The sequence below is a fragment of the Pseudonocardia cypriaca genome, from assembly GCF_006717045.1.
Lineage (GTDB): Bacteria > Actinomycetota > Actinomycetes > Mycobacteriales > Pseudonocardiaceae > Pseudonocardia > Pseudonocardia cypriaca.
This window is the reverse complement of the sequence record NZ_VFPH01000001.1, coordinates 2,660,326-2,687,303: the sequence shown is the minus strand read 5'-3', so window position 1 is coordinate 2,687,303 and position 26,978 is coordinate 2,660,326. Positions and strand designations below refer to the sequence as shown.

The following is a 26,978-nucleotide window of genomic DNA, read 5'->3' as shown; positions in this document are numbered from 1 at the left end:
CGAAGGCCCAGTGAGAGGTTGCCTCGACAGAGCCGCAGCCACGAATACGCCGGTCAGTGCGCCGCGTCGTCCCAGCTGCGCCCGTACCCGACGGAGACCTCCAGGGGCACGGACAGCTTCGCCGCCGCGCCCATCTCGCGCCGGACGAGCTCCTCCACCCGCTCGCGCTCGCCCTCGGCGACCTCGAGGACGAGCTCGTCGTGGACCTGCAGCAGCATGCGGCTGCGCAGGCCGTCGGCGGCGAGGGCGCGGTGGACGCCCAGCATGGCGACCTTGATGATGTCGGCGGCGCTGCCCTGGATCGGCGCGTTCAGGGCCATGCGTTCGGCCATCTCGCGGCGCTGCCGGTTGTCGCTGGTGAGGTCGGGCAGGTAGCGGCGGCGGCCCATGATCGTGGCGGTGTAGCCGTCCTTGCGGGCGATGTCGACGACGCTGCGCAGGTAGTCGCGGACGCCGCCGAAGACCTCGAAGTAGTCGTCCATCAGGGCGCGGGCCTCCTCGGTGGAGATCCGCAGCTGGCCCGACAGGCCGAACGCGGACAGGCCGTAGGCCAGCCCGTAGTTCATCGCCTTGATCTTGGCGCGCTGCTCGACCGACACGTCCGTCGGCTCGCAGCCGAACACCCGGGCCGCCGTGTCGGCGTGGAAGTCGTGGCTGGACCGGAACGCCTCGATGAGCGCGGCGTCCTCCGACAGGTGCGCCATGATCCGCATCTCGATCTGGCTGTAGTCGGCGGTCATCAGCTCGGCGTGGTCCGGGCCCACCACGAACGTCTCCCGGATCCGGCGGCCTGCTGCCGTGCGGATCGGGACGTTCTGCAGGTTGGGCTCGGTGGAGGACAGCCGGCCGGTGGCGGCGATCGTCTGGCTGTAGGTGGTGTGGATGCGCCCGTCGTCGGCCACCGACTTGAGCAGGCCCTCGACGGTGACCTTGAGCCGGGTGGCGTCGCGGTGCAGGAGCAGGTGGGACAGGAACTCGTGGCCGGTCTGCTCGAAGAGGGTCTGCAGCGCGTCGGCGTCGGTGGTGTAACCGGTCTTGGTGCGCTTGGTCTTCGGCATGCCGAGCTCGTCGAACAGCACCACCTGCAGCTGCTTGGGCGAGCCGAGGTTGATCTCCTTGCCGATCACGGCGTAGGCGTCCTGGGCGGCCTGCTTGACCTGGGCGGCGAACTCCGCCTCCAGCGCGGAGAGGGCCTCGTGGTCGACGGCGATGCCCGCGGTCTCCAGGTCGGCGAGCACGTACTCGAGCGGCAGCTCCAGCTCGGCGAGCAGCTCGGTGCCCCCGCGCTCGGCCAGCTCGGCGTCGAGAGCCTCGGCCAGCTCGGCCACTGCGGACGCGGCGACCATCTGGGCGTGCGCCCGCTGCGCGTCGGCCTCCTCCTCACCGCCGAGCAGCGACAGCTGCCCGGACTCGGCCTCGCCCTCGGAGCGCAGCTCGCGCCGCAGGTAGCGCAGTGCGAGGTCGGCAAGATCGAAGCTGCGCTGCCCGGGCCTGGCGAGGTAGGCCGCGAGCGCGGTGTCGTTGGTGAGCCCGGCGAGGGTCCAGCCGCGGCCGCGCAGCGCGTGGAGCGCGGACTTGGCGTCGTGGGCGGCCTTCGGGACGGACGGGTCGGCGAGCCAGTCGCCCAGCGCGGCCTCGTCGTCGGGCGTCAGCCGCGTGACGTCGAGGAAGCCGGCCTGCGGCACCCCGGCGGCCGCACCTTCGGCGCGTGCCTCCACGGTGGGCTCGCCGACGGCGAGCCCGATCCCGGACAGGTCGGAGGTGGTGACGCCGCCGCGCACCCCCGCGAACGCGACGCCGATGCGGCGGCCGTCGCGGGCGTGCTCGTCGAGCCACGCGCGCAGCGCGCCCGGCTCGATGGCGCCGCCCTGCACCTCGATGCCGCCTTCGGCCTCGGGTTCGGCGCTCTGCAGCGTGGCGAAGAGCCGCTCGCGCAGCACCCGGAACTCCAGCTCGTCGAACAGCCGGTGGACCGCGTCGCGGTCCCACGGCCGCACGACGAGGTCGGCGGGGGCGGCGTCGAGCGGGACGTCGCGGATCAGCTCGGTGAGCTGGCGGTTGAGCAGCACCCCGGCGAGGTGGGCGCGCAGGGCGTCGCCCGCCTTGCCCTTGACCTCGTCGACGCGGTCGGTGAGGTCGGCGAGCGAGCCGAACTCGCGCACCCACTTGGCCGCCGTCTTCTCCCCCACGCCCGGGATGCTCGGCAGGTTGTCGCTGGGGTCGCCGCGGAGGGCGGCGAAGTCGGGGTACTGGGCGGGCGTGAGGCCGTAGCGGTTCATCACCTCGGCCGGGTCGACCCGGGAGAGCTCGGAGACCCCCCGCTTCGGGTAGAGCACCATCACGTTGTCGCTGACCAGCTGGAACGCGTCGCGGTCGCCGGTGGTGATGAGCACCTGGAAGCCGTCGGCCTCGGCCTGGGTGGCGAGGGTGGCGATCAGGTCGTCGGCCTCGTAGCCCTCGACGCCGAACTCCGGGATGTTGAGCGCACGCAGGACCTCCTTGATCAGGTCGACCTGGCCGCGGAAGTCGTCCGGGGTGGTGGTGCGGTTGGCCTTGTACTCCGCGTAGCGCTCGTTGCGGAACGTGGTGCGCGAGACGTCGAAGCACACCGCGAGGTGGCTGGGCTGCTCGTCGCGCAACAGGTTGATCAGCATCGACGTGAAGCCGTACACCGCGTTGGTGGTCTGCCCGGTGCCGGTGCGGAAGTTCTCCGCGGGCAGCGCGAAGAACGCGCGGTAGGCCAGCGAATGGCCGTCGAGCAGCAGCAACCGCCTGCCCGTCGACGGCGGCGCGTCCTGCGCGGCGCCGGGCTTGCTGGACGTGGTGGTGGCGGTGCTCACGGGAGGCGAGTGTAGGACCACCCCCCGACAGTGTTGCCCCGCCGGCCGAGCGGAGTGGATCCGGGCGAACGGGGACGTCCGGACGGCGAGGGAGAGAATGCGGGAACCGGACGGACGGGTCCTCCGTTGCCGTTGTGACATGCGCGGCCTCACGTCCGGTTCATCCCGTTATGCTCGGCCGCGCTTAGCTCGAGACCAGGGGGGTTCGAGCCCTCCGTGAGAGATGTGGAGCAGTACGTGAGCGTCAGCCTCACCAAGGGTGGAAACGTCAGCCTCACCAAGGAGGCCCCCGGTCTGACCAACGTGATCGTCGGCCTCGGGTGGGACGTCCGCACCACCACCGGCACGGAGTTCGACCTGGACGCGTCCGCGATCGTCGCGGGTGCCGACGGCAAGGTCCTGTCCGACAAGCACTTCATCTTCTTCAACAACCTGGTGACCCCGGACGGCACCGTCGAGCACACCGGTGACAACCTCACCGGCGAGGGCGAGGGTGACGACGAGCAGGTCAAGATCAACCTGGCCGGGATCGGCTCCGACGCCGACAAGATCGTCTTCATGGTCAGCATCTACCAGGGCGACGAGCGCGGGCAGAGCTTCGGCCAGGTGCGCAACGCCTTCATCCGCGTGGTGAACGCCGCCGACTCCAAGGAGCTCGCGCGCTACGACCTCTCGGAGGACGCCTCCACGGAGACCGCGATGGTCTTCGGCGAGGTCTACCGCAACGGTGCCGACTGGAAGTTCCGCGCCGTCGGCCAGGGCTACGCGTCCGGGCTCGCCGGCATCGCGCGCGACTACGGCGTGAACGTCTGATCGCCCGTCGTGGCGATCGACTACACCAAACGGCCGCAGAAGAGCGGGGCTGACGCGGGCGGGGTCTCCCTGTCCAAGGTCACGCTCACCAAGGCTGCGCCCAGCGTCTCGCTCACCAAGCGGGGCGCCACGGGCGGCCAGCTGCGGATCAACCTGCAGTGGAGCGCGGGCGTGCAGGAGAGCCGCGGCCTGTTCGGCAAGCGCCGCGGCAACGCGATCGACCTCGACCTCGCCTGCCTGTGGGAGTTCTCCGACGGCAGCAAGGGCGTGGTGCAGGCGCTGGGCAACGCGTTCCAGGCGCCCTACCACGGAGCACCGATCATCCGGCTCGACGGCGACGACCGCTCGGGGACGGCGTCCGGCGGCGAGAACATGTTCATCGACCTGTCCCGCGTCGACGAGATCCGCCGCATCCTCGTGTTCACGTTCATCTACGAGGGTGTGCCGAACTGGGCGAGCGCCGACGGGATCGTCACCCTCCACCCGGCCAGCGGGCCGGAGATCGAGGTGCGGCTCGACGAGCCCGACCCGACCTCTCCCACCTGCGTGATCGCGATGCTGGAGAACCAGGGCGGGGACCTGGTGGTGCGCCGCGAGGTGCGCTACGTCCGGGGCGGCCAGGCGGACGTCGACGAGGCGTACGGCTGGGGAATGGAGTGGGCGCGCGGGCGCAAGTGACGCTCGCGCCAGGGATGAAGGTCGTGCCACACCGGGGTGGCGTCGTCGAGGGGGGCTACGCCGTGCGGCACTTCGGGTACTTGAGCGCGTCCGACACCGACGCGCTGTTCGAGGCTCCACCGGAGCAGTTCGGCCGCGAGAGCGATGCCGACCTGCTCTCGGTGGCCCTCGGCGCCACGCTGTACATGCCGGCGAGCCGTCCCGCGCTCGCCGCCGACGTCACCAAGCAGGCGACGGCCGGGGTCACCTCGGTCGTCGTCTGCCTGGAGGACGCGATCGCCGACGAGGAGCTCACCGAGGCCGAGGCCAACCTCGTCGAGGCGTTCACCGAGCTGCACGAGCAGGCGAGGACCGAGCTTCCGCTGCTCTTCGTCCGGGTCAGGGCACCGCGCCAGATCCCCGAGCTGGTGTCGCGCCTCGGGCCTGCGGCGGCCGTGCTCGACGGGTTCGTGCTGCCGAAGTTCACCGCCACTCTCGGGGCCGAGTACCTGCGGGCCGTCGACGAGGCCGACGCGTTGCGGGGGCCGGGACCGGTGCTGCGGGTCATGCCGGTCATCGAGTCCGGCGCCGTGCTGTACGCCGAGACGCGGGTCGAGGAGCTCACGCGGCTGCGCGACCTGCTGCACCGCGAGCGGCACCGCATCCTCGCCGTCCGCCTCGGGGCCACCGACCTGTGCGCGCTCTACGGGTTGCGGCGCTCGCCCGAGGTGTCCATCTACGACGTCAAGGTGGTCAGCGACCTCATCGCCGACGTCGTCAACGTGCTGGGCCGGGCCGACGGCACCGGCTTCACGGTCACCGGTCCCGTCTGGGAGTACTACGGCGGTCCGGAACGGATCTTCAAACCGCTGCTGCGGCAGTCGCCGTTCGTCGAGCACGACGAGCCCGACCTGCGCCGCCACCTCGTCTCCCGCGCGATCGACGGGCTGATCCGCGAGGTCACGCTCGACCGCGCCAACGGGCTCACGGGCAAGACCGCGATCCACCCGAGCCACGTGGCCGTCGTCAACGCGCTGTCGGTCGTCTCGCACGAGGAGCACCGCGACGCCGCGGACGTGCTCGGCGCCGGGCGGGCCGGTGGCGTGCTCGCGTCGGTGCACCGCAACAAGATGAACGAGGTGCGGCCGCACACCGCCTGGGCCAGGCACACCATGTTGCGGGCCCGGGTGTTCGGCGTGGCGGCCGACGGGGTGTCGTTCGTCGACCTCCTGGCCGCGAGCCTGCCGCGGTGACCCGGATCGCCGCAGGTGTGATCGACCGGCTCGGGGTGCGGCTGCACCCGACCGGTCCGGGTGCCGACCCGCGGGTGCTGCTCGGGCTCGCGCTGCGCCGCAACCCGCGCCGCGCCCAACTGCTCGTCTCGCGCGTGCTCGGCAAGCACGTGCCGACCGACCCACGCCTCGTCCGGGCCGCCGGGCTGCTGCTCGGCAGGCTCGTCGCCGACGCGCTCGCCGACCGCCCGGCCCGGGCACTGCCGATACCGGTGCTGCACGCCGCCGTGGAGGGCGACCGCACCGCGATCGCCGCCCTCCACACCGCGGCGCAGGCCGGGATCGAGGAGCCGCCCGACGCGCTGGTGCTCGGTTTCGCCGAGACGGCCACCGCCCTGGGCCACTGCGTCGCCGAGGGGTTGGGCGGTGCCGACGTGCTGCACTCCACCCGGCGGCCGGTCCCAGGGTTCGCCACGGCGGGCGGGTTCACCGAGGAGCACTCGCACGCCACCGACCACCTGCTGCTGCCCGCCGACCCGGACCTGCTCCGCGGCGGGCGACCGCTCGTGCTCGTCGACGACGAGCTGTCCACCGGGCGCACTGCCCTCAACACGATCACCGCGCTGCACTCGGCCGCGCCGCGGGAGCGCTACGTCGTGGCGGCGCTCGTCGACGTCCGGCCGGGGGACGGGGAGCTGGCCGCCGGGGTCGCGGCGCTCGGCGCGCGCCTCGACGTGGTCTCGCTGGCCCGGGGGGCCGTCGAACTGCCACCGGACATCGCGGAACGGGCGGCGGCGCTGCGGGCGGAGCTCGGTGCCGACCCCGACTCGGATGCACTCCCGGCGCGACTCGCTCGCACTCAGAACGCGACTCGCGCGCACTTGGACTGGCCCTCCGGGTTGCCGGCGGGTGCGCGGCACGGGTTCGGGCCCGCGCACCACCGCACGCTCGCCTCGGCCCTGCCCGCCCTCGCCGACTCGCTCGCCGTCGCGGCCGGGCTGCGGCGCGGGGAGCGCACTCTCGTACTGGGCACCGAGGAGCTGATGCAGCTGCCGCTGCGGCTCGCCCAGACCCTCGCCGACGCCGGTCACGACGTGGCGTTCTCCACCACCACCCGCTCCCCCGCCGTCGTCGTCGACGAGCCCGGCTACGCCCTCACCAGCGGGATCGCCTTCCCCGCCCACGACGATCCGGCGGACGGGCCCGGCCCGCGCTTCGCCTACAACGTCGGCGGCAATGTCGACGGGGCTGTCGACGGGGCGGCCTGGGACCACGTCCTCCTCGTCGTCGACCCGCCCGCCGACACGCCCGCGCTGCACACCGGCCTGCTGCCGGCGCTCGCCCCGTACACCCGCCGCACGACCCTGGTGGTGACTCCCTGAACACGCCCGACCCGCTGCGCGGGCCCACCTTCGGCAGCTACGCCCCCGACGAGGTCGGCTGGCTGCTCACCGACATCTCCCACCTCGCCCTCGAAGCGCCCACCGAGGAGCGCGAGGAGGCCATCCAGAGCGGCGGGGCGCACTACGCCGAGTCGCTCCCGCAGGAGTACCAGCCGGACGCGGAGTACCTGCAGCTGTACCGGTCGGCGCTCGCCGCGGGGGCGCGGCGGCTCGCGCAGGCGGTCGCCACCGTGGCCGAACTGGTGCTTGCCGAACGCGGCCGCGACGTCGTACTCGTGTCGCTGGCGCGTGCCGGCACCCCGGTCGGTGTGCTCCTGCGGCGCTGGGCGCGGTACGCGCACGGGCTCGACCTGCCGCACTACGCGGTGTCGATCGTCCGCGGCCGCGGCATCGACCGCATGGCCCTGCACCACCTCGCCGCCCACCACGACCCGGCCCGCGTCGTGTTCGTCGACGGCTGGACCGGCAAGGGCGCGATCTCGCGGGAGCTCGCCACGGCCCTCGCCGACCACGAACGCGACACCGGCGTGCGCTTCGACCCGGACCTCGCCGTCCTGGCCGACCCGGGCCGCTGCGCCACCACGTTCGGCACCCGTGACGACTGGCTGATCGCGTCCGCGTGCCTCAACTCCACGGTCTCCGGCCTGGTGTCGCGCACCGTGCTCAACCCGCGCCTGCTGCGGCCCGACCAGTACCACGGGGCCAAGTTCTACGCGGAGCTCGCGGCGTCGGACGTCTCGAACCACTTCCTCGACGCCGTCACCGCGGAGTTCTCCGGTGTCACCGACACCGCGCCGCCCGCCGGCCGCGTCGCGGACTTCGCCGGGCGCGCCGCCGTGGACCGGATCGTCGCCGAGTACGGCATCGGCGATCCCAACCTCGTCAAGCCCGGCGTCGGGGAGACCACCCGGGTGCTGCTGCGCCGCGTGCCGTGGCGGGTGCTGGTACGCGCTGATGCGCCCGCGGCCGACTTGGCGCACGTCCGGTTGCTCGCGCAGCGCAGGGATGTCCCGGTCGAGGAGGTGGCCGGCCTGCCGTACAGCTGCGTCGGCCTGATCCACCCCCGGTTCACGCGCGGTGCCACCGGCGCCGACGGGCTCGCGGCGGTGCGCTCGTGACGGTCGTCTGCCTCGATCTGGACCGCACCACGATCTACTCGGCCGCGGCGCTCGACCTGCGGGAGCCCGACCACGAGGCACCGCGGTTGCTGTGCGTCGAGATCTACAAGGGCGCCCCGCTGTCGTTCCTCACCGAGGCGGCGGCCGCCACGCTGCGGGATCTGCAGGACGTGGCCACGGTCGTGCCAACCACCACCCGCACTCCCGCCCAGCTCGCGCGCGTCCACCTGCCCGGCCCACCACCCCGCTTCGCGATCGCGAGCAACGGCGGGCACCTGCTCGTCGACGGCGGCGACGGAGTCCTGCGGGCCGACCCCGAATGGGACCTGGCCGTGCGTATCCGGCTGGCGACCTGCGCCCCGCTGGCCGAGGTGCAGGCCCACCTCCGGGCCCGGGGCGGGCCCTTCATGCTGGCGCTGCGGGAGGCGAGCGAGCTGTTCGCGTACGCGGTGGTCGACCGGGCCGCCCTGCCCGACGGCTGGGTGGACGACCTCGCCGCCTGGTGCGACCAGCGCGGGTGGACCGTGTCGCTGCAAGGCCGCAAGGTCTACGCCGTACCGGCGGGCCTGACCAAGTCGGCGGCCGCCGCCGAGGTGGTGGCCCGGTGCGGCGGCGGTCCGCTGCTCGCCGCGGGCGACTCGCTGCTCGACGCCGACCTGCTGGACGCCGCCGACGCCGCGATCCGCCCGGCACACGGCGAGCTGGCGCAGACCGGCTTCACCCGGCCCCACCTCGCCGTCACCGCCGCCACCGGCGCCGCGGCGGGCGAGGAGCTGCTCGGCCGGCTGTACGAGTGGGCAACCGATCCAGCTATGTCCGTTTCTGGCAGTCTGTGATCAACCGAAGATCGAGGAGAGGAACCCCATGGCGCTGTGGGACCAGCTCAAGTCCCGGCTGCAAGGACTGACCGCCGACACCAAGGTGCAGGTCGGCAAGTACCAGAACAAGGACTTCGCGAAGGCGAGCATGGCGATGTGCGCCCTGATCGCCGCCGCGGACGGCACGATCTCGGCCGAGGAACGCAGCAGGATGGTGGGCTTCATCGCCAGCAACGACGCGCTGTCGGTGTTCCAGCCCTCCGAGCTGCAGCAGCACTTCGAGTTCTACGCCTCGAAGCTGGAGAAGGACTTCGAGTTCGGCAAGCTCGAGTCGATCGCCACCATCGGCAAGCTGAAGTCGAAGCCGGACGCCGCCCGCGCGGTGATCAACGTCGGCATCATCATCGGCGGCGCCGACGGGAACTTCGACGAGAACGAGAAGCGCGCCGTCCGGGACGCCTGCAACGCCGTGAACATCCCGCCGGCCGACTTCGACCTGTAGGTCCCTGCGGTTGCAGCAGAGCCACTTTCCCGCAAGCTCCTTGCGCGGAGAGTGGCTTTGCTGCATCCGAGGCCAGCGCACACCCGGCACGCGACGGAGGACAGGCATGGACCAGGACTGGGTGCGGCACGCCATCTGGTGGCAGGTGTTCCCGCTCGGGTTCGTGGGCGCCGAACCGGAACTCGGCTCGCCCGACGAACCGGTTCGCCACCGGCTCGACCGCATCGTCGACTGGCTGGACTACGCGGTCGAGCTCGGTGCCTCCGGTCTCGCGCTCGGTCCGGTGTTCGCAGCCGAGACGCACGGCTACGACACCGTGGACCACTTCCGCGTCGATCCCCGGCTCGGCGACGCGGACGACCTCGCGCGCCTGTTCGCCGCCGCCCACGACCGCGGCCTGCGGGTCCTGCTGGACGGCGTCTTCAACCACGTCGGCCGCGGGTTCCCGGCGTTCGCCCGGGTGCTCGAGCAGGGGCCGGAGGCGCCGGAGGCGGGCTGGTTCCGGCTGAGCTGGCCGGACGGGACCGCGCCGGGTACGGAGCCCGCGTACGACACGTTCGAGGGTCATGGGAGGTTGGTCGCGCTCGACCACTCCAACCCGGCCGTCGCCGACCACGTCGCCGACGTCATGTGTTTCTGGCTCGACGCCGGCGCCGACGGCTGGCGCCTCGACGCGGCCTACGCCGTGCCGCCCGAGTTCTGGGCGGCGGTGCTACCGCGGGTACGCGCGCGGCACCCGGACGCCTACGTCGTGGGCGAGGTGCTCCACGGCGACTACCGCGACATCGTCGAGCGGAGCGGGTTCGACGCGGTCACGCAGTACGAGCTGTGGAAGGCCGTGTGGAGCTCGCTCGCCGACGGCAACCTCCACGAGCTCGCCTGGGCGCTGCAGCGGCACAACGACTTCCTGGAGGCGTTCGTCCCGCTCACGTTCGTCGGCAACCACGACGTCACGCGCATCGCGTCCGCCATCCCCGACGAGCGGCACCTGCCGCACGCCGTCGCGATCCTGCTCACCGTCGGCGGCACGCCGTCGATCTACTACGGCGACGAGCAGGCGTTCCGCGGCGTGAAGGAGCACCGGGAGGGCGGGGACGACGCGATCCGCCCCGCCTTCCCGGCCGACGGCCCCGCCGAATGGGGCCTGCCGACCTACCGGCTGCACCAGCAGCTGATCGGGCTGCGTCGCCGGCACCCCTGGCTGCACCGCTGCACGACCACCCCGGTGGAGCTGCAGAACCGGCGGGCGGTGCTGGAGTCCACCGACGGCGAGCACCGGATCCTGCTCGCCCTCAACCTCGACGACGACGCGGCCGACCTGCCCGTCCCCGGCGCGACGGAGCTACTCGCCGGGAGCGGGCAGCTGCATCGCACCGGCGATGCGGCCGCCCGCGTCGTCCTGCCGCCCCATGACTGGGGGGTGTTCGAGTAGTACGGCAGCTGGGAGCGCGCGAGTACTACAGGTGCGCGGCTGCGGCCGGCAGCAGGTCCTGGAACGTCCGGCCGCTCGCGGTGGCACCGATCGCGGTCATGCTCCACGCGCCCCCGTCGCGGCTGACCTTCGCCATGATCTGCGCGTTGTGCCGGCCCGAGCCGGTGAGCTCGTAGCGGGCCAGCTCCTCGTTCGTGGTCTCGTCGATCAGCCGGCAGAAGGCGTTCTCGATCTGGGAGAAGTCCTGGCCGGTGAACGAGTTGACCGTGAAGAAGATCTGCGCGGTGCCCGGCGACAGCCGCGTGAGGTCCACGACGATCGACTCGTCGTCGCCCTCGCCCGCACCGGTGAGGTTGTCACCGGTGTGCTGCACGGCGCCGTCCTGGCTGCGCAGCTGCCGGAACCACACGGCGTCGACGAGATTGCCGGCCGTGTCGAACAGCAGCGCGGACGCGTCGAGGTCGATCGACTGGGACTTCGAGCCGAACAGGCCGCGCTTCTTCACCGCGTCCCATCCGAGGCCCATCCGGACCAAGGTCAGGGTGCCGCCGCCGCGCTTGGCCAGCGAAACCTTCTGCCCCTTGGTCATGTTGATACTCACACGTACCCCCTCGTAGCGATGAACTGATCAGACGCTGGTGTGGTCGGCGGCCAGCTCGTCGGCCGTCTTGCGGGTCTCGACACCCTGCGCCGCCAGCCTGCGGTTGCGCAGGATGCTGCTGGCGAGCGCCGACAGGATGAACGCGACCCCGACGAGTCCGGTGACCACCTCGTTGACGTGATATCCGATTCCGACGAGCAGGATGGCAGCAAGGGCTCCGATCGCCCAATGGGCCCCGTGCTCGAGGTAGACGTAGTCGGCGAGCGTGCCCTTGCGGACGAGGAACACCGTGAGCGACCGCACGAACATCGCGCCGATGAGCCCGAGGCCGAGCGCGATGATGATCGGGTCGGTGGTGATCGCGAACGCGCCGATCACGCCGTCGAAGGAGAAGGCGGCGTCCAGGACCTCGAGGTAGAGGAACAGGAAGAAGCCGGCCTTGCCAGTGGCCTTGGCGAGCTGCGACGGGCCGGAACCGTTGCGGGGCCCGGCGGCGTCCTCCTCCTCGAAGGCCTCGAGCTGCTTCTGTCCGGCCTGCTCGAAGAAGTCCCCCAGCCCGTTGACGGCCAGGTAGGTGATGAGCCCCAGCGAGCCGGCGATCAGGACGACGGTGGGTTCGTCGGCGAGGAAGGTGGCCAGCAGCACGAGCGCGACGATGGCGATGACGACCGAGATCCGGTTGAGCTGCCCGATCCGGGCGAGCGGGCGCTCCACCCAGCTCAGCCAGGTGTGCTCGCGCTCGGTGAACACCCAGTCCAGGAACAGCATGAGCAGGAACATGCCGCCGAAGGCCGCGATCTGCGGGTACGCCTCGTTGAGGAGGTAGGCGTAGCTGGTGGGGTCGTCCTCCGGCCGTCGTTCGAGTGCCAGGGTGACGGCCTCGACCGGGTTGAGGTCCGCGGTGATCCCCACGATCAGCAGGGGGAACACCAGCCGCATGCCGAAGACGGCGATCAGGATGCCGATCGTGAGGAAGATCTTCTGCCAGAACTCGCTCATGCGCTCCAGCACGGTGGCGTTGACCACGGCGTTGTCGAACGACAGCGAGACTTCGAGGATGCCCAGGACCGCGCAGAGGATGAGCGCCTCCCAGCCCCCGTACAGGAGGGCGACGACGAGCGAGGCGGCCGTCACCGCATAGGACCAGCCGAAGATCCGAAGGTTCATGTCCTCTTTCCTGATTCCGTCTCGGGTCCCCGGCACGTCCGGGAGGTACGCCCGATTTAGGCGCGCCTGTCCAGTCTGCCCGAAACGTCGGAATCCGTGGGTCACCGCCGCCGAGATCACGTCCCCCGCGGGTTCGTCACCCGTCCGACCGGATCTCCCCCGAGCGCTCACCGTGCGCCGCCGCGCTCACGGCGTAGACCGGAACGGGTCCGCTCGGGGGAGCGCCGCCGTCCTCGATGGCGAGGTCACGGGTGCGGCCGACCACCCGCCACCGGCCGTCGGACGTGAGACTGCGGACGCGGTACTCCACGTCGCCATGACCGCTCCAGCTCACGTGCACCGCGCCGTCGGCCATCCGGACGGCACGGACGTCACGGGGCGGCTGCGGACCTGCCGGCGACGGGACGACCGTCGGGGCAACTGCCCGGGCGACCGCTGTCACGGCGTCCGAGCGGGTCTCCGCCGACGCACCACCTGCGTGCATCGCGATCACCGCGTACACCGGCACCTCGACCCCGACCGGAGCACCGCCGTCGTCCAGGGACGTGGTGTCGGTGCGGCCCAGCACCTGCCACCTGCCCTCCGGGGTCCGCCTGCTCACCCGGTACACGACATCCGGCGTGGTGGATGCCGCCCACAGCACCAGGACGTCGCCGCGGGCGTCCCTGGCCGCGCTCACCCATGCGGGCGGGGCCACCGGGATCTCCGCCAGCGCCGCCGTCGCGCCCGGGTGGCCCGGGCACTCGGAGAGCACGGCGGACAAGGCCCTGGCCCGGTCGGCAGCCGCACCGGCGAGAGCGACGGCGACGGCCCGGTCGGCCCGCTCCAGCGCGGCGCGCGCCTCGCGCAGCAGGTCGTCGGCGGCCTCACCGCGCGGCCCCGGCAGGTCGGCCGCCGTGCGCCGGAGCTCGTCCAGCAGGTCGGCGGCCTCGCTCCAGCGCCGCGCCTCTCGGGCGGCCACCGCGGCGCGCCAGCGCGTCCCCGCGGCCTCCAGCACGGTGCCGACCTCGTCGGCGACGGCCCGCACCGAGGTGCGCCCGTCGTCGCCCGCGTGCTGCTCGGCCACCCGGACGAGCCGCTGCGCCTCCGCGGGCCGGCCCGCCCGCAGCGCGGCGCGGGCGGCCTTCAGCGGTTCCTCCCACTCCCGGGCGGGCGGTGCGGCGGGGATGGGGGCCGGCGCGGGCGCGTCGACGCCCACCCCCAGCTCCTCGGCGAGCGCGGCGATCACCGCAGCCGCCCGCCTGCGGTCGAGCCCGAGCTCGAGCGCCTCCTCCAGGAAGTGCTCCCGGTCCTCGGCGACCAGCCGGTCCTCCACCAGCACCGCGGCGCGGACCCGGGGTCGCAGGTGCTCGGCGACATCGGCCGCCACCGCCTCGAGGTAGGCCTCGACCGCCTCCCGTCCGGGCTCGATCAGCTCGGAGGCGTGCACGAGCAGCTCATCCACCACGGCGCGCAACCGCTCCGGTGGTAGCTCCCGGGCCCGCGCCCGCCAGGCACCGGCCATGGCGCGCACCTGCTCCGCCGTGGCGTCCGGGCCCAGCCCGAAGAGCGCGAGCAGGGTGGGCGGCGCGGCATCGCCGGTGAGCCGGCCGAACTCGTCCAGGAGTGCGCGCACCTGCCTGCGCCGCTCCGGGCCGATCCCGGGCCGCCTCTCGGCAGGGGCGGCGGGCAGCACCCGGTGGCGGCGCAGCCGCCCGTCCACCTCGACGCGGCTCAGCCCGGCGAGCGCGCCCACCTCGTACAGTCCCTCGACCTTGTCGGCCGGGATCCCGCGATGGCGCTGCACGAGCCGCCTGATCGCGGCGTCGAGCAGCTCGAAGCGCGCGGACTCGCGTTGCTCCCGCTGCGCGCGCACCCGGGCCGCGGCCACCCGGCGACGGTGGCCGTCGAGCAACTCGGCGCTGCGCTCCGCGTGCCGCTGCACGAGGAGCCCGACGAGCACGCGGTACTTCGGGTGGTCGCGCTGGCGCTGCCAGGCGGCCCAGACCTCGGCGATCCGCTCGGCGACGGCCCCGTCGTCCAGGTCGTCGGCCGGGGGCAGGTCGTAGAGCTCGAACGGGTCCGACGCGTCCGGCCCGCCGCGCTTCTCGACGGGAGCGAGGACGCGCTTGCGGTAGTCGTTGGGATCGAAAGGAGCGAGCTCAGTCACGACGGCGGGTCTTCCCCAGCTGGTCGCGCTCGCGCGCCACCTCGGCCTGCGAGAGCGTGGCCCCGGTGGTGGCGGTGAGCAGCAGCGGGATGCCCGCATCGACGTGGAACGCGGTGACGTGCAGGACGCCGTCGAAGCCCATCTCGAAGGTCACCTGCACCTCGCTGCCCTCGTCGTAGCCGGGCGGGATGCCGCTGATCTCACCCATGATGAGGATCTTGACGTCCTCCGGGCGGGACGACTCGGCCTGCCCCTGCTGCTCGACGACGGTGACCTGGATGAGGTCCTGGTCGGCGCGCATGGTGCCGTACGAGCGACTGGTGCGGATGGGGAGTCGGTCGTTGCGGTGCACGAGCCAGGACGTCTCCAGCCGGCCGCTGAAACCGTTGACCGCGAGCACCCCGAACCCGCGGGAGACGACGGTGTCGACCTTGATCTCCACGGCGCGCCGCACCTGGGCGAGCGGCACCCCGTACGCGTCGGCGACCCGCCGGCAGGCGTCGTCCAGATCCGGGGCCGCGGCGTCGTCGAGCGGGACACCGTCGCGCAGCCGGCCGCGGGTGCGCAGGTCGGCGGCGACCATCCGCTCGAGCTCCTTCTTCTCCCCGTACAGCGCCGCGCCGCGCGCGACGGCGAGGTCGGGGTCGTGCAGCTGCGGTTCCAGGCCCAGCTCGTCCCGGAGGCCTGCTGCGACGGCCGGCATCCGCGAGGAGCCCCCCACCAGCAGCACCCGGTCGACGCGAGCGACCCCGCGGCGGGCGGCCTCGGCGAGGCAGGAGCGGGTGAGGTCGATCGTGCGGCGCAGCAGCGGCGCCGTCATCTCATCCAGCTCGGCCCGCGTGAGCCGGACCGTCGAGCGCGCGCCGTCGTGGGCTACGAGGACGTCGGTGCTGTCGGCGTCGGTGAGCTGGTGCTTCGCCCGCTCGGCGGCCAGCACGAGCGCCTGGGAGCCCGCTGAGTCGTCGAGGGGGTCCTCGGCGTCGGGGTTCTCCGTGCAGAACCGCCGCGAGAGGTGCAGCGCGATGCGCTCGTCCCAGTCGGCGCCGCCGAGCTGGTGGTCACCCTCGACGGCGAGCACCGCGATCCGCCGGTCGGCCAGCTCGATCACCGTGGCGTCGAAGGTGCCGCCGCCCAGGTCGTAGACCAGGACTGTCTCGTGCCGCCCCTTCGCGAGGTCGGCGCTCCCGTCCAGCCGCCCGAACCCGTACGCCAGCGCGGCCGCGATCGGCTCGGACAGCACGTCGACGACGTCGAGACCGGCGTAGGTGCCCGCCAGCACCGTGGCGCGCCGTTCCTCGTCGCCGAAGTAGGCGGGCACGGTGATCACCGCCGACGTCGGCGTCTCCCCCGTGGCGAAGGCGGCGTCGGAGACGAGGCTCTTCAGGATCAGCGACGACACCGCCGGCGCCGACCACCCCTTGCCGTGCGCCACGAACCGCCACTCGGCGTCGCCCATCCGGCGCTTCACCAGCGCGCAGACGTGCTCCGGGTCGAGGCGGGCCTCCCGGCGCGCCCCCTCCCCCACGACGTGCTCGTCGGGGCCGGCGAACAGCACCACCGACGGCGTGGTGGGCGAGCCGGCGAGACCGGTGAGCACCTGGGGCCGTCCGTCGAGACCGGTGTGGGCGATTGCGGAGTTCGTGGTGCCGAGATCGATACCGTGGACGGCCACGACCGCAGAGTAGCGATAGGTTCCCCCGGGTGGTTGACCCCTCACTTCAGGACATCGCGGACAAGGTGGACGACCTCTCGCGGCTCGTCACGCGGCAGTCCACGGCGCTCGCACGACTGGTGGACGGGGGCGCCCCCACCCGGCCGGACGTGCCGCTGCTCGTGGAGCTGCACGCCCTGCGCTCCGACGCGCTGGCCTGCGCCGCGACCACCCGAGCACGCAAGGAGCGCACCGCGTTCGAGGCGATCGCGGCCGGCCTGGAACGCCTGCTCGCCGGGCGCGGCGGCACCCTCGTCTCCCCTCGGCCGGGCGCGACGTTCAGCGCTGCCCAGATGGAGGCGGCGGAGGTGGTGGCCACCGATGACGCGGCCCTCGACCGCACCGTCGCCGCGCTCCTGGAGCCGGGGCTGGAGGTCGACGGGCGGTCGGTGCGCCCGGCTCGGGTGGTGGTGCACCGCCACCGGCCCCCGGAGAACGCGAACGGCGCCCCCACCAGGTAGGGGCGCCGTCGGTGGAGTGCCGGTCAGCCGACCTCGGCCATGACCTCGTCGGACACGTCGAAGTTCGCGTAGACGTTCTGGACCTCGTCGGAGTCCTCGAGGGCCTCGATCAGCCGGAACACCTTCTTGGCGGCCTCGGCGTCCAGCGGAACCGACATCGAGGGGAGGAAGGTGGGGTCGGCCGAGTCGTAGTCGATCCCGGCCTCCTGCAGCGCGGAGCGCACCGCGATGAGGTCGGTGGCCTCGGAGACGACCTCGAAGCTCTCGCCGAGGTCGTTGACCTCCTCAGCGCCCGCGTCGAGCACGGCCATCAGCACGTCGTCCTCGGTGAGCCCGTTCTTCGGGACGATCACGACGCCCTTGCGGGTGAACAGGTAGGCGACCGAGCCCGGGTCGGCCATCTGGCCGCCGTTGCGCGTCATCGCGAGGCGCACCTCGGTGGCCGCCCGGTTGCGGTTGTCGGTGAGGCACTCGATGAGCACCGCGACACCGTTCGGGCCGTAGCCCTCGTAAGTGATCGTCTGGTAGTCGGCGCCCCCGGCGTCGGCACCCGAGCCGCGCTTGATCGCGCGGTCGATGTTGTCGTTGGGCACCGAGCTCTTCTTCGCCTTCTGGATGGCGTCGAAGAGCGTGGGGTTGCCGTCAGGATCACCGCCGCCGGTACGTGCGGCAACCTCGATGTTCTTGATCAGCTTGGCGAACATCTTGCCGCGCCGAGCGTCGATGACGGCCTTCTTGTGCTTCGTGGTAGCCCATTTGGAGTGGCCGCTCACCGTCTAGTCCCTTCGCTGTGCACAGATCCCGTCGATGGTACCGGCGGCGGCCGCCCCGGCCCTTCTGACTCCTCTCGCCCGCCAATTCAGGTCAGCCTCACCTAAGATTGCGTCGTGTTCCTCCTCGCCCCTGACGAACCCGGCATCGGTGGGCTCCGTGACGAGCTGACCCGGCGCTCGCTGCTCACCGCCGCAGGCCTCGCAGGGATGCTCACCGCCTGCGGCAGCGCACCGGAGGCGGCGGCGCCCGCACGGAGCACTCGCAGCGTCACCCATCCCCTCGGCACGGCGGAGGTGCCGGTCGCCCCGCAGCGGGTGCTGTCGCTCGACTCCAACGGCGCGCTGCAGGTGAGCCTCGAGCTCGGCGCCCCGCTCGTCGCATCCGAGATCCTCGACGGCGCCGCGCCGGTCCCGCCGTACCTGCCGGCGCCGCCGCCCGGCTTCGAGTCGCTCGGGTTCAACCAGCTCGACCTGGAACGCGTCGCCGCACTGCGGCCCGACCTGGTCATCGGCAACGTCCAGCGGATCGAGGAGGCGTATGCCGAGCTCAGCCGGATCGCGCCCACGGTGACCTACCGCAACGCGGGCGCCGGCCAGGACTGGCGCGAGTCGGTGCGCACGATCGGCGACGTGCTCGGCGCCCTCCCCCGCGTCGAAGGGCAGCTCGCCGAGTACGCCGCGCGGGTCGAGGCCGTCGCCACGCGGTACGCGGATCTGATCGCAGGCTCCACGGTGGCACTGCTGCGCTTCACCGCATCGGAGCTGCGGATCGTGCGCGGCGAGATCTTCGGCGCCTCGATCCTCGCGCACGCGGGCATCCGCCGCCCGCCTTCGACCGACACCCCCGGCCCCAGCGCCACGTACGTCTCGCTCACCGAGGAGACGGTCGGCGTCACCGCCGACGCCGACGTCCTGCTCTACTTCGTGGGCGGGGGCGCGTCGACCCGCGACGCCGCGGCCACCGCGCAGCGGTACCTCTCCGGCGGACTCTGGCAACAGCTGCCCGCCGTGCGGGCGGGCCGGGTGGTGGAGCTCGACCCGGTGGCCTGGTGGGACGGCTACTCCGTGTCGGCGGCGCTCGCCTGTCTGGACGAGCTGGACGCGGCGCTGGCGGGGTGACCGCCCGCTGACGCTCCCCCGAACTGCCGGGGTGGCGGTACGACGTTCCGCGGAACGCACCCGCGGGTGGTCACACGCCGTCGAGGCCACCGCCCACCAGGCCTTCGGTGGCGCCGCGCATCATGCGGGGCCGCTTCGCGGGCAGGCCGTCGGGCCAGCCCCTTCGGCGCACGGCGCCACCGAAGGCGGTCTCACCACCATGATCGAGGATCCCCTCCCACAGAAACGGGCAAAAACGGCCGAGGAAGTCGGTCGCACACCGACTTCTGCGCTGACACACCGATTGCAGTCGGTGTGCGAGCACCGAAGTCGGTGTGCGAGCGCAGGAAGATGCCCGAGACCGGCCTCCTGGCGGCGCCGCGCGCCCGAGGGGCAGGCCGTTGGGCCTGCCCGCGAAGCGGGGTCTGAAGGGGCCGCAGAGGCTCGCAGGTCAAGGGTCGCGAAGCGATCGCGCAGCGACGCCGAAGGCGCCCTTGAGCTGTGAGGGGGCGGCCCCGCACAATGCGCGGCGCCGCCAGGAGACCCTGGAAAGAACAGACCTTGAGCCAGGAGTCCTTGACCCGGGGAGGCCGGAAGACAGGGGGCCTAACAGCGGATTACCCCGCCGCCGCCCTCACCAGCTCGCAGAACAGGCCGTGCACGCGCAGGTCACCCGTCAGCTCCGGGTGGAACGCGGTGGCGATCACCGACCCCTGCCGCACGGCGACGGCGCGACCGGCCGCCGCCCCGGCGTCGGCGCCGGTGAGGGTTCGCGCGGGGACGGTGGCGAGCACCTCGACCGCCGGCCCGACCGACTCCACCCAGGGGGCGCGGATGAACACCGCCCGGACCGGGCCGTCGGGGAGACCGGCGAACTCGAGGTCGGTCTCGAACGAGTCGACCTGGCGGCCGAACGCGTTGCGCCGGACCACGACGTCGAGGCCGCCGAGCTGCTGCTGGTCGGGACGGCCGTCCAGGACCTCGCTCGCCAGCAGGATCATGCCGGCGCAGGAGCCGTAGGCCGGCATGCCGTCGACGATGCGCTTGCGCAGTGGGTCGAGCAGGTCGAACGTCTGCAGCAGGCGGCTCATCGTGGTGGACTCGCCGCCGGGGATGACGAGGGCGTCCACCGCATCGAGTTCGGACGGGCGCCGCACCGGCACCGCACGGGTGCCACCGCAGGCCGTGAGGGCCGCCAGGTGCTCGCGGACGTCACCCTGCAACGCGAGCACGCCGATCACCGGAACCACGCCCTCCAGGGTACGTCGCGTCCGCCACCCCGATTCCCGGCACGCCTTTCAGCTCGCCCAGGAACGCGGGGGTGACGTCGACCGGGTAGGCGTCGAGCGCGAACAGGCGCGCCCCGACCCGGACGTGCACCGGCGTGTCGCCCGGGTGCGCGACGAGGGTGCGGCGCAGTTCGTCGACGGCGTCGGCGTCGAGGCGCTCGGGTGCGCAGGACAGCACCAGCGGCTCGGGCGCCGTGACGCTCAGGTCGAGCACGACCAGCGAGTCGCCGAACACCGACATGCGGTCCTCCCGCCAGTTCACCCGCCCCGTCACGGCAACCGCGGCGTCCTCGACGAGCTGTACGCCGAGCGCCGCGTACGTCCGCGCGAAGAACAGCACCTCCAGGCTCCCGTCGAGGTCCTCGAGGGTGCAGATCGCCCACGGCTCGCCCCGCTTGTCGACGCGCCGGTCGACGGCCGTCACCAGCCCGGCGACCGTCACCTCCCCCTCGCGGGGCCGGTCGGCGAGGAGCGCGGCGATCGAGCGTTCGGTGTAGCGGCGCAGCAGGTGCTCGGCGCCGTCGAGGGGATGCGCCGTGACGTAGAGGCCGAGCATCTCGCGCTCGTGGGCGAGCAGCTCCGCGCGCGCGTACTCCTCGGGGCACAGCCGCAGGTGCGCGAGCGGCGACGCCGACTCGGGCTCCGCGGTCTCCTCCCCGAAGAGGTCGTACTGACCCGTGGCCGCCCGCCGCTTGAGCGGCACGACGGCGTCGACCGCCGCCTCGTGGACCTCGATCACGGCCCGGCGCGTCGCCCCCATCGACTCGAAGGCGCCCGCCTTCGCGAGCGACTCGAGCGCCCGTTTGCCGCACACGGCGAGCTCGGAACGTTCCATGAAATCGGCGAACGAGCGGTACGGCCCACCCTCCTCGCGGGTGCGCAGGATCGACTCCACGACGCCCGCGCCGACGTTGCGCACGGCCTCCAGGCCGAACCGGATGTCGTCGCCGACGGCGGCGAAGCGGCGCGCGGACGAGTTGACGTCGGGCGGGAGAACGCGGATGCCCAGCCGGCGGCACTCCGCCAGGTACACCGCCGACTTGTCCTTGTCGTTCCCCACCGAGGTCAGGAGCGCCGCCATGTACTCCACCGGATAGCGCGCCTTCAGGTACGCCGTCCAGTAGCCGACGAGCGCGTACCCGGCGGCGTGCGACTTGTTGAACGCGTACCCGGCGAACGGGAGGATCGTGTCCCACATCGCCTGCACCGCCTCGCCGGAGAACCCCCGGGCGCGCATCCCGGTGCGGAAGCCGTCGAACTCCTCCTCCAGGACCTCCTTCTTCTTCTTGCCCATCGCCCGCCGCAGGACGTCGGCGCGGCCCATCGAGTAGCCGGCCACCCGCTGCGCGATCTGCATGATCTGTTCCTGGTAGACGACCAGGCCGTGGGTCTCGGCGAGGATGTCGTGCAGGGGCTCGGCGAGCTCGGGGTGGATCGGCTCCACCCGCTGGCGGCCGTTCTTGCGGTCCGCGTAGTTGTTGTGGGTGTTCATCGCCATCGGCCCGGGCCGGTACAGCGCGTTGACGGCGATGATGTCGCCGAAGCCGGTGGGGCGCATGCGCCGCAGGAGCTCCCGCATGGCGGCGCCGTCGAGCTGGAAGACACCCAGGCTCTCGCCGCGGGCCAGCAACGCATAGGTCTCGGGGTCGTCGAGCGCGACGTTCTCGAGGTCGACGTCGACGCCCCGGTTGGCCCGGACGTTGTCGATCGCGTCCCCGATCACGGTGAGGTTGCGCAGGCCGAGGAAGTCCATCTTCAGCAGGCCGATGGCCTCGCAGGACGGGTAGTCCCAGCCGGTGATCAGCGCCCCGTCGTCGCGGCGCCACAGCGGCACCGTGTCGATCAGCGGTTCGGCGGACATGATCACGGCGCACGCGTGCACGCCCGCCCCGCGCACGAGGCCCTCCAGCCCGCGCGCGGTCTCGACGATGGTCGCCGCGCTCTCGTCGCGCTCGATGAGCGCCCGCACCTCGGCGGCCTCGGCGTACCGCTCGTGCGCTGGGTAGACGATCCCCGACAGCGGGATGTCCTTCGCCGCGACCGGCGGCGGAAGGGCCTTGGAGATCCGGTCGGCGATCGCGTAACCGGCCTGCCCGAAGTGGACGCGCGCGGCGTCCTTGATCGCGGCCTTGGTCTTGATCGTGCCGAAGGTTATGACCTGCGCGACGCGGTCGGCGCCGTACTTCTCGGTTGCGTAGCGCACCATCTCGCCACGGCGTCGGTCGTCGAAGTCCATGTCGATGTCCGGCATGGACATGCGCTCGGGGTTGAGGAACCGCTCGAACAGCAGGCCGTGCTGGATCGGGTCCAGGTTCGTGATGCCCAGGGCGTACGCCACCAGCGAGCCGGCCGCCGAGCCGCGGCCGGGCCCGACCCGGATCCCGACGCCGCGGGCGTGCGCCATGAGGTCGGCGGTGATCAAGAAGTAGGCGGGGAAACCCTTCTGGACGATGACCTCGATCTCGAAGTCGGCGCGCTCGCGGTAGGTGTCCGGGACGCCGCCGGGCAGCCTGCGGCGCAGCCCCTCCGTCACGCTGTGCCGCAGCCAGGACGCCGCGTCGTGACCCTCCGGCACGTCGTAGACCGGCATCCGGTCCTGGTGGTCCCACACCTGCCCGTACGACCCGATCCGTTCGGCCAGCTCGAGGGTGTTGTCGGCTGCACCCGGCACCTCCACGTCCCAGTAGGCGCGCATCTCGGCCGGTGACGCGAGGTGGTAACCGTCGCCGTCGAAGCGGAACCGCGTCGGGTCGGTGAGCGTCTTGCCGGACTGCACGCAGAGCAGTGCGGCGTGCGTGGACGCCTGGTTGCGGGTGACGTAGTGGGAGTCGTTGGTGGCCAGCGGTGGCAGTTCGAGGGCCCGGCCGATCTCGAGCAGGCCGTCGCGGACCGAGCGCTCGATCGGGAGCCCGTGGTCCATCAGTTCCAGGTAGACGTTGCCCGCACCGAACAGGTCCTTGAGGTCGGAGGCGGCCTGCATCGCCTCCGCGCGCTGGCCGAGCCGCAGCCGGGTCTGCACCTCGCCGGACGGGCATCCGGTGGTGGCGATGATCCCCGTCGCGTGCCGTTCCAGGAGCTCGCGGTCCATCCGGGGCTTGCGGTAGTAGCCCTCGATGCTGGCGAGCGAGGAGAGCCGGAACAGGTTGCGGAGGCCGGTCGCGTCCTGCGCCAGCAGGGTCAGGTGGGTGTACGCGCCACCGCCGGAGACGTCGCCACCCTCGCCGAGCTCGTCGGTGCCGCGCTGGTGCGACTGGCCCCAGAACACGGGCTTGCGGTGGAACCGGCTGGCCGGCGCCACGTACGCCTCGATCCCGATGATCGGCTTGACGGCGCTGCGGCTCGCGACCCGGTGGAACTCGTCGGCGCCGTAGAGGTTGCCGTGGTCGGTCATCGCCAGGGCGGGCATGCCGAGCCGCTCGGCCTCCGCGACGAGCGCCGCGATCTTCGCGGCACCATCGAGCATCGAGTACTCGGTGTGGACGTGCAGGTGCGCGAACGAGTCCACGCGTACGCTCCTCGGTGGTGGGCTGCCGATCTTCGATCAGGCATCCCAGCCGGGACGAAGCCCTGCGGTCCAACAGCAGACACGCGGTCGTCGACAACCAACGGTTGTCGTAGGAGGTGGTGGGTGGAGCTCGATCTGGGCGCGGTCCGGGCGTTCGTCGCGGTCGCGGGCCGCCGCCGGTTCGGCGAGGCCGCCGACGAGCTGGGGCTGTCCCAGCAGGCCGTGTCCAAGAGGATCGCGAAGCTCGAGACCGACCTCGGCACCACGTTGCTGCGCCGGACGCCCGCGGGCGCCGAGCCGACCGAGGACGGTGCTGCGTTCCTGCTGCCGGCCCGCGCCCTGCTCGCCACGGCCGATCAGGCGGTCGACGCGGTGCGGTCCCGGCGCCGCGCGCTGCGCGTGGACGTGCTCGGCACCCGGCTCGCCACCACCGAGCTGGTCCGGGACTTCCACGAGAGCACGGGCGCCGACGTCGAGATCATCACGTCCGACGGCCTGCGGTCGGCCGTGCCGGCGTTGCTCCGCGGCTCGGTCGACGCGGCGTTCGCCCGGGTGCTCGGCCCGCTGGACCCCGCGCTGGCGCACACACCCGTCTGCCTCGACCCGCTGCACGTCCTGGTCGGAGCCACGCACCCGTTGGCGGGCCGCAGGGAGGTCACGATGGCCGAGCTGGCCGGCACCACCGCGTGGATGCCCGGGAACACGCCCGGCACCGAGTGGACCGCGTGGTTCACCGACCTCGCCGCCGAGTTCGCGCTGCACATCGAGACGCGCGGCCCCAACTTCGGCTTCGACCACCTCCTCGACGAGGTGGCCCGCTCGACGACGACCGTCACGTTCGCGGGCGAGGGTGTGCGCGTGCCCTGGCACCCGGACCTCGTCCGGATCCCGGTGGCACCGCCGGTGCCGTGCTACCCGCACTTCCTGCTGTGGCGGCGCGACAACCGCCACCCGCTGCTACCCGGGCTGGTCGCGCACCTGAAGGCCGACTACCACCCGCCCACCCGCAGGGAGTGCTGGCTGGCACCGCCTGACCGGCACCTGTTCGCGGGCTGACCCCGACTCGCGCGCACCCAGACCGCGACTCGCGCAACTCGGGGCGCGCCCACATCCGCGAGTCGCGCTCTGGGTGTTCGCGAGTCGCGGTCAGACCGCGGCGACGTCCTTCTTCCTCGTCGCCTCGCGCACGGCCTCGGCCACCGCGGGGGCGACGGCCGCGTCGAACACGCTCGGCACGATGAACGACGGGTTCGGCTCGGAGACGACGTCGGCGATCGCGTGCGCCGCGGCGATCAGCATCGCGTCGGTGATGTCACGGGCCTGTGCGTCGAGCAGGCCGCGGAACACCCCGGGGAACGCGAGCACGTTGTTGATCTGGTTCGGGTAGTCCGACCGGCCCGTGGCCACGACCGCTGCGTGGGCGGTTGCGACGGCGGGGTCGATCTCCGGGTCCGGGTTGGCCAGCGCGAAGACGATGGCGTCGCGGGCCATCGTCTGCAGCTCGGCTGCGCCGAACAGGTTGGGCGCCGAGACCCCGATGAACACGTCCGCGCCCACGAGCGCGTCGGCGAGGGAACCGGTGATCCCTTCGGCGTTGGTGTGCTCGGCGATCCAGCGCAGGTTGTCGTCAAGGCCCGCGCGGTCGCGGTGGACGATCCCCTCGATGTCGACGGCCACGACGTCGCCGGGCCTGCCGTTGGACTGCAGGAGCCGGATGATCGCCGAGCCGGCCGCGCCGACCCCGCACACCACGACCTTGCAGTCGCCGACCTCCTTGCCGACCACCCGCAGCGCGTTGCGCAGTGCGCCCAGCACCACGACCGCGGTGCCGTGCTGGTCGTCGTGGAAGACGGGGATGTCGAGCAGCTGCCGCAGCCGGGCCTCGATCTCGAAGCAGCGCGGCGCGGCGATGTCCTCCAGGTTGATGCCACCGTAGGCCGGGGCGAGGATCTGGACCGTCCGGATGATCTCCTCGGTGTCCTGCGTGTCGAGGCAGACCGGCCACGCGTCCACCCCGGCGAAGCGTTTGAACAGCGCCGCCTTGCCCTCCATCACCGGCATCGCGGCGGCCGCGCCGAGGTTCCCCAGCCCCAGCACCGCCGACCCGTCGGTGACCACGGCGACGGTGTTGCGCTTGATCGTGAGCCGGCGGGCGTCTGCGGGGTTGGCCGCGATCGCCTGGCACACCCGCGCCACGCCGGGGGTGTAGGCGCGCGAGAGGTCGTCTCGGTTGCGCAGGCTGACCTTCGACTGCACCTCCAGCTTCCCGCCCAGGTGGACGAGGAACGTGCGGTCGGAGACCTTGCGCACGCGAACGCCGGGCAGCGCCTCGAGCGTGGCGGTGATCTCATCCGCATGCGCCTCGTTCAGCGCGTTGCAGCTGATGTCGACGACGAGCGTGGCGGTGTGGGACTCGACCACGTCGAACGCGGTGACGACGCCGCCTACGCGGCCGACCGCCATCGTGAGGTCGCCCGCCGCGCTGGCGGAGGCGGGCACCTCGACGCGCGCGGTGATGGCGTATCCGGGACCGGGAACTGGCACCTCCGCACCCTATCCACGCCTGCCTGCTGTGATCCGCGCCACAGCACCCAACGACGCAGCTCCGGGCCGGGTCGCCCACGGTGTCCGCCACCCACCCGGAGGTTCCGATGACCACCGTCCCGCCGCCCGTCGAGCCCGCTCCCACCACCGCGCCCACCCACCCGCGACCGATCTCCGGGCTCGGCACCGCCATCGGTGCGCTCAACATCGCACTCGCCGTGCTACTGGTGGTGTTCGTCGTGACGGACTGGTCGAACTACCGGCTGCTCTCCGACCACGTCAACGGCCGGCTCTCCGCCGATGGGTTCTGGGAGCAGTACTCCTCCGGGTTCGCGTCCCTCGGGCTCGGGCTGCTGGCGCTCCCGCTCATCGTCGCGACCTGCATCACCTGGCTCGTCTGGATCCACCGGGCCCGCACCAACGCGGGCCTGCTGTCCCCCGGCTACCGCTTCCGCTACTCCCCCGGCTTCTCCGTGGGCGGCATGGTCGTGCCGTTCGCGAACTACTGGTGGTTCCGCCCGATCCTCGAGGACATCTGCATCGGCAGCAGCCCGGGCCGTCCCGCCGACGGCACCGTCCGCCTCGTGCGCGCGTGCTGGGGGATCACGGTCGGGGCCACGCTCGTGTCGATGCTCATCAAGCCCTTCTTCTCGTTCCACGTGCTGACCTACACGCCCGACGGCCGGCTCGCGGGCGGCGGCGCGGACGCGCTGCAGGGTCTCCTCGGGATCGCGCTCTACAACACGGTGACAGCGCTGGTGTTCGCCCCGGCCTGCGCCATGCTCATCACGATCATCCGCCGGGTCAGCAGGCAGCAGACCGAGCTGCTGTTCCCGGCGCAGCAGGCCTGAGCGGAAGGGACGAT

General features: G+C 72.5%; 21 protein-coding genes. 12 read left to right on the top strand and 9 right to left on the bottom strand.

Going from position 1 to position 26,978, the window contains the following annotated elements; translation table 11 throughout:
- Nucleotides 1–53 precede the first annotated feature (53 nt).
- Nucleotides 54–2,840 carry a DNA polymerase I gene (gene polA / locus FB388_RS12855; protein WP_211361881.1) on the bottom strand — a complete coding sequence of 929 codons (2,787 nt, stop codon included), beginning with the start codon at nt 2,838–2,840 and terminating at the stop codon, nt 54–56.
- A gap of 237 nt (nt 2,841–3,077) precedes the next feature.
- On the opposite strand from polA, the gene FB388_RS12850 reads away from it, so the two are divergent.
- The 8 genes from FB388_RS12850 (at nt 3,078) to FB388_RS12820 (ending at nt 10,815) form a co-directional block, all read left to right on the top strand.
- Nucleotides 3,078–3,653, top strand: coding sequence for a TerD family protein (locus FB388_RS12850; protein WP_142100665.1), 576 nt, complete (start codon nt 3,078–3,080; stop codon nt 3,651–3,653).
- A 9-nt stretch (nt 3,654–3,662) separates the two neighbouring features.
- Nucleotides 3,663–4,331 (top strand): TerD family protein, encoded by a 669-nt coding sequence (locus tag FB388_RS12845; RefSeq protein ID WP_211361880.1) that lies wholly within the window; start codon nt 3,663–3,665, stop codon nt 4,329–4,331.
- A gap of 14 nt (nt 4,332–4,345) precedes the next feature.
- Nucleotides 4,346–5,563: an HpcH/HpaI aldolase/citrate lyase family protein gene (locus tag FB388_RS12840; RefSeq protein WP_246121878.1), complete on the top strand. Its 1,218-nt coding sequence runs from the start codon at nt 4,346–4,348 to the stop codon at nt 5,561–5,563.
- Complete coding sequence (locus FB388_RS39905; protein ID WP_211361879.1) at nt 5,560–6,924, top strand: phosphoribosyltransferase family protein; 1,365 nt, start codon at nt 5,560–5,562, stop codon at nt 6,922–6,924. The genes FB388_RS12840 and FB388_RS39905 overlap by 4 nt, the downstream gene beginning before the upstream one ends.
- Nucleotides 6,807–8,063 (top strand): cysteine protease StiP family protein, encoded by a 1,257-nt coding sequence (locus tag FB388_RS39900; RefSeq protein WP_342787917.1) that lies wholly within the window; start codon nt 6,807–6,809, stop codon nt 8,061–8,063. The genes FB388_RS39905 and FB388_RS39900 overlap by 118 nt, the downstream gene beginning before the upstream one ends.
- Nucleotides 8,060–8,899: an HAD family hydrolase gene (locus tag FB388_RS12830; RefSeq protein WP_142100663.1), complete on the top strand. Its 840-nt coding sequence runs from the start codon at nt 8,060–8,062 to the stop codon at nt 8,897–8,899. The genes FB388_RS39900 and FB388_RS12830 overlap by 4 nt, the downstream gene beginning before the upstream one ends.
- Nucleotides 8,900–8,927: 28 nt before the next feature.
- Nucleotides 8,928–9,383 (top strand): tellurite resistance TerB family protein, encoded by a 456-nt coding sequence (locus FB388_RS12825; RefSeq protein WP_142100661.1) that lies wholly within the window; start codon nt 8,928–8,930, stop codon nt 9,381–9,383.
- A gap of 106 nt (nt 9,384–9,489) precedes the next feature.
- The gene (locus FB388_RS12820) at nt 9,490–10,815 is read left to right on the top strand and encodes an alpha-amylase family glycosyl hydrolase (RefSeq protein ID WP_142100659.1); all 1,326 of its coding nucleotides are present in this window, start codon (nt 9,490–9,492) and stop codon (nt 10,813–10,815) included.
- 25 nt (nt 10,816–10,840) lie between these two features.
- Here the strand turns inward: FB388_RS12820 and FB388_RS12815 are convergent, their stop codons facing one another.
- From FB388_RS12815 to FB388_RS12800, 4 genes are all read right to left on the bottom strand, one after another.
- The gene (locus FB388_RS12815; protein ID WP_142100657.1) at nt 10,841–11,416 is read right to left on the bottom strand and encodes a TerD family protein; all 576 of its coding nucleotides are present in this window, start codon (nt 11,414–11,416) and stop codon (nt 10,841–10,843) included.
- 27 nt (nt 11,417–11,443) lie between these two features.
- Nucleotides 11,444–12,583 carry a DUF475 domain-containing protein gene (locus tag FB388_RS12810; protein ID WP_142100655.1) on the bottom strand — a complete coding sequence of 380 codons (1,140 nt, stop codon included), beginning with the start codon at nt 12,581–12,583 and terminating at the stop codon, nt 11,444–11,446.
- Between the two features lie 136 nt (nt 12,584–12,719).
- Complete coding sequence (locus tag FB388_RS12805; RefSeq protein ID WP_142100653.1) at nt 12,720–14,732, bottom strand: Ig-like domain repeat protein; 2,013 nt, start codon at nt 14,730–14,732, stop codon at nt 12,720–12,722.
- Nucleotides 14,725–16,404 (bottom strand): Hsp70 family protein, encoded by a 1,680-nt coding sequence (locus FB388_RS12800; RefSeq protein WP_142100651.1) that lies wholly within the window; start codon nt 16,402–16,404, stop codon nt 14,725–14,727. The genes FB388_RS12805 and FB388_RS12800 overlap by 8 nt, the downstream gene beginning before the upstream one ends.
- 29 nt (nt 16,405–16,433) lie before the next feature.
- On the opposite strand from FB388_RS12800, the gene FB388_RS12795 reads away from it, so the two are divergent.
- Complete coding sequence (locus tag FB388_RS12795; RefSeq protein WP_142100649.1) at nt 16,434–16,904, top strand: nucleotide exchange factor GrpE; 471 nt, start codon at nt 16,434–16,436, stop codon at nt 16,902–16,904.
- A 23-nt stretch (nt 16,905–16,927) separates the two neighbouring features.
- On the opposite strand, the gene FB388_RS12790 is transcribed toward FB388_RS12795, so the two are convergent.
- Complete coding sequence (locus FB388_RS12790) at nt 16,928–17,677, bottom strand: YebC/PmpR family DNA-binding transcriptional regulator (protein ID WP_142100646.1); 750 nt, start codon at nt 17,675–17,677, stop codon at nt 16,928–16,930.
- A gap of 114 nt (nt 17,678–17,791) precedes the next feature.
- On the opposite strand from FB388_RS12790, the gene FB388_RS12785 reads away from it, so the two are divergent.
- On the top strand, nt 17,792–18,796 hold the full coding sequence (locus FB388_RS12785; RefSeq protein ID WP_142100644.1) for an iron-siderophore ABC transporter substrate-binding protein: 1,005 nt from the start codon (nt 17,792–17,794) through the stop codon (nt 18,794–18,796).
- A 596-nt stretch (nt 18,797–19,392) separates the two neighbouring features.
- Here FB388_RS12785 and pdxT read toward each other — a convergent pair.
- Nucleotides 19,393–20,025, bottom strand: a complete 633-nt coding sequence (gene pdxT, locus FB388_RS12780) for a pyridoxal 5'-phosphate synthase glutaminase subunit PdxT (protein ID WP_211361878.1) — start codon at nt 20,023–20,025, stop codon at nt 19,393–19,395.
- On the bottom strand, nt 19,988–23,569 hold the full coding sequence (dnaE, locus tag FB388_RS12775) for a DNA polymerase III subunit alpha (RefSeq protein WP_142100640.1): 3,582 nt from the start codon (nt 23,567–23,569) through the stop codon (nt 19,988–19,990). Before dnaE ends, pdxT begins: the two co-directional genes overlap by 38 nt.
- Nucleotides 23,570–23,692: 123 nt before the next feature.
- Between dnaE and FB388_RS12770 the strand changes: the two genes are divergently transcribed.
- Nucleotides 23,693–24,625 (top strand): LysR family transcriptional regulator, encoded by a 933-nt coding sequence (locus tag FB388_RS12770; protein WP_142100638.1) that lies wholly within the window; start codon nt 23,693–23,695, stop codon nt 24,623–24,625.
- Nucleotides 24,626–24,715: 90 nt separating this feature from the next.
- On the opposite strand, the gene FB388_RS12765 is transcribed toward FB388_RS12770, so the two are convergent.
- Nucleotides 24,716–26,113: an NAD-dependent malic enzyme gene (locus FB388_RS12765; protein ID WP_142100636.1), complete on the bottom strand. Its 1,398-nt coding sequence runs from the start codon at nt 26,111–26,113 to the stop codon at nt 24,716–24,718.
- A 107-nt stretch (nt 26,114–26,220) separates the two neighbouring features.
- On the opposite strand from FB388_RS12765, the gene FB388_RS12760 reads away from it, so the two are divergent.
- Nucleotides 26,221–26,964, top strand: coding sequence for a DUF4328 domain-containing protein (locus tag FB388_RS12760; RefSeq protein WP_142100634.1), 744 nt, complete (start codon nt 26,221–26,223; stop codon nt 26,962–26,964).
- Nucleotides 26,965–26,978 lie beyond the last annotated feature (14 nt).

Coding starts and splice junctions, on each gene's coding strand:
- FB388_RS12840 (WP_246121878.1), top strand. CDS start 4,346: ATGAAGGTCGTGCCACACCGGGGTGGCGTCGTCGAGGGGGGCTACGCC.
- FB388_RS12825 (WP_142100661.1), top strand. CDS start 8,928: ATGGCGCTGTGGGACCAGCTCAAGTCCCGGCTGCAAGGACTGACCGCC.
- FB388_RS12820 (WP_142100659.1), top strand. CDS start 9,490: ATGGACCAGGACTGGGTGCGGCACGCCATCTGGTGGCAGGTGTTCCCG.
- FB388_RS12810 (WP_142100655.1), bottom strand. CDS start 12,583: ATGAACCTTCGGATCTTCGGCTGGTCCTATGCGGTGACGGCCGCCTCG.
- FB388_RS12760 (WP_142100634.1), top strand. CDS start 26,221: ATGACCACCGTCCCGCCGCCCGTCGAGCCCGCTCCCACCACCGCGCCC.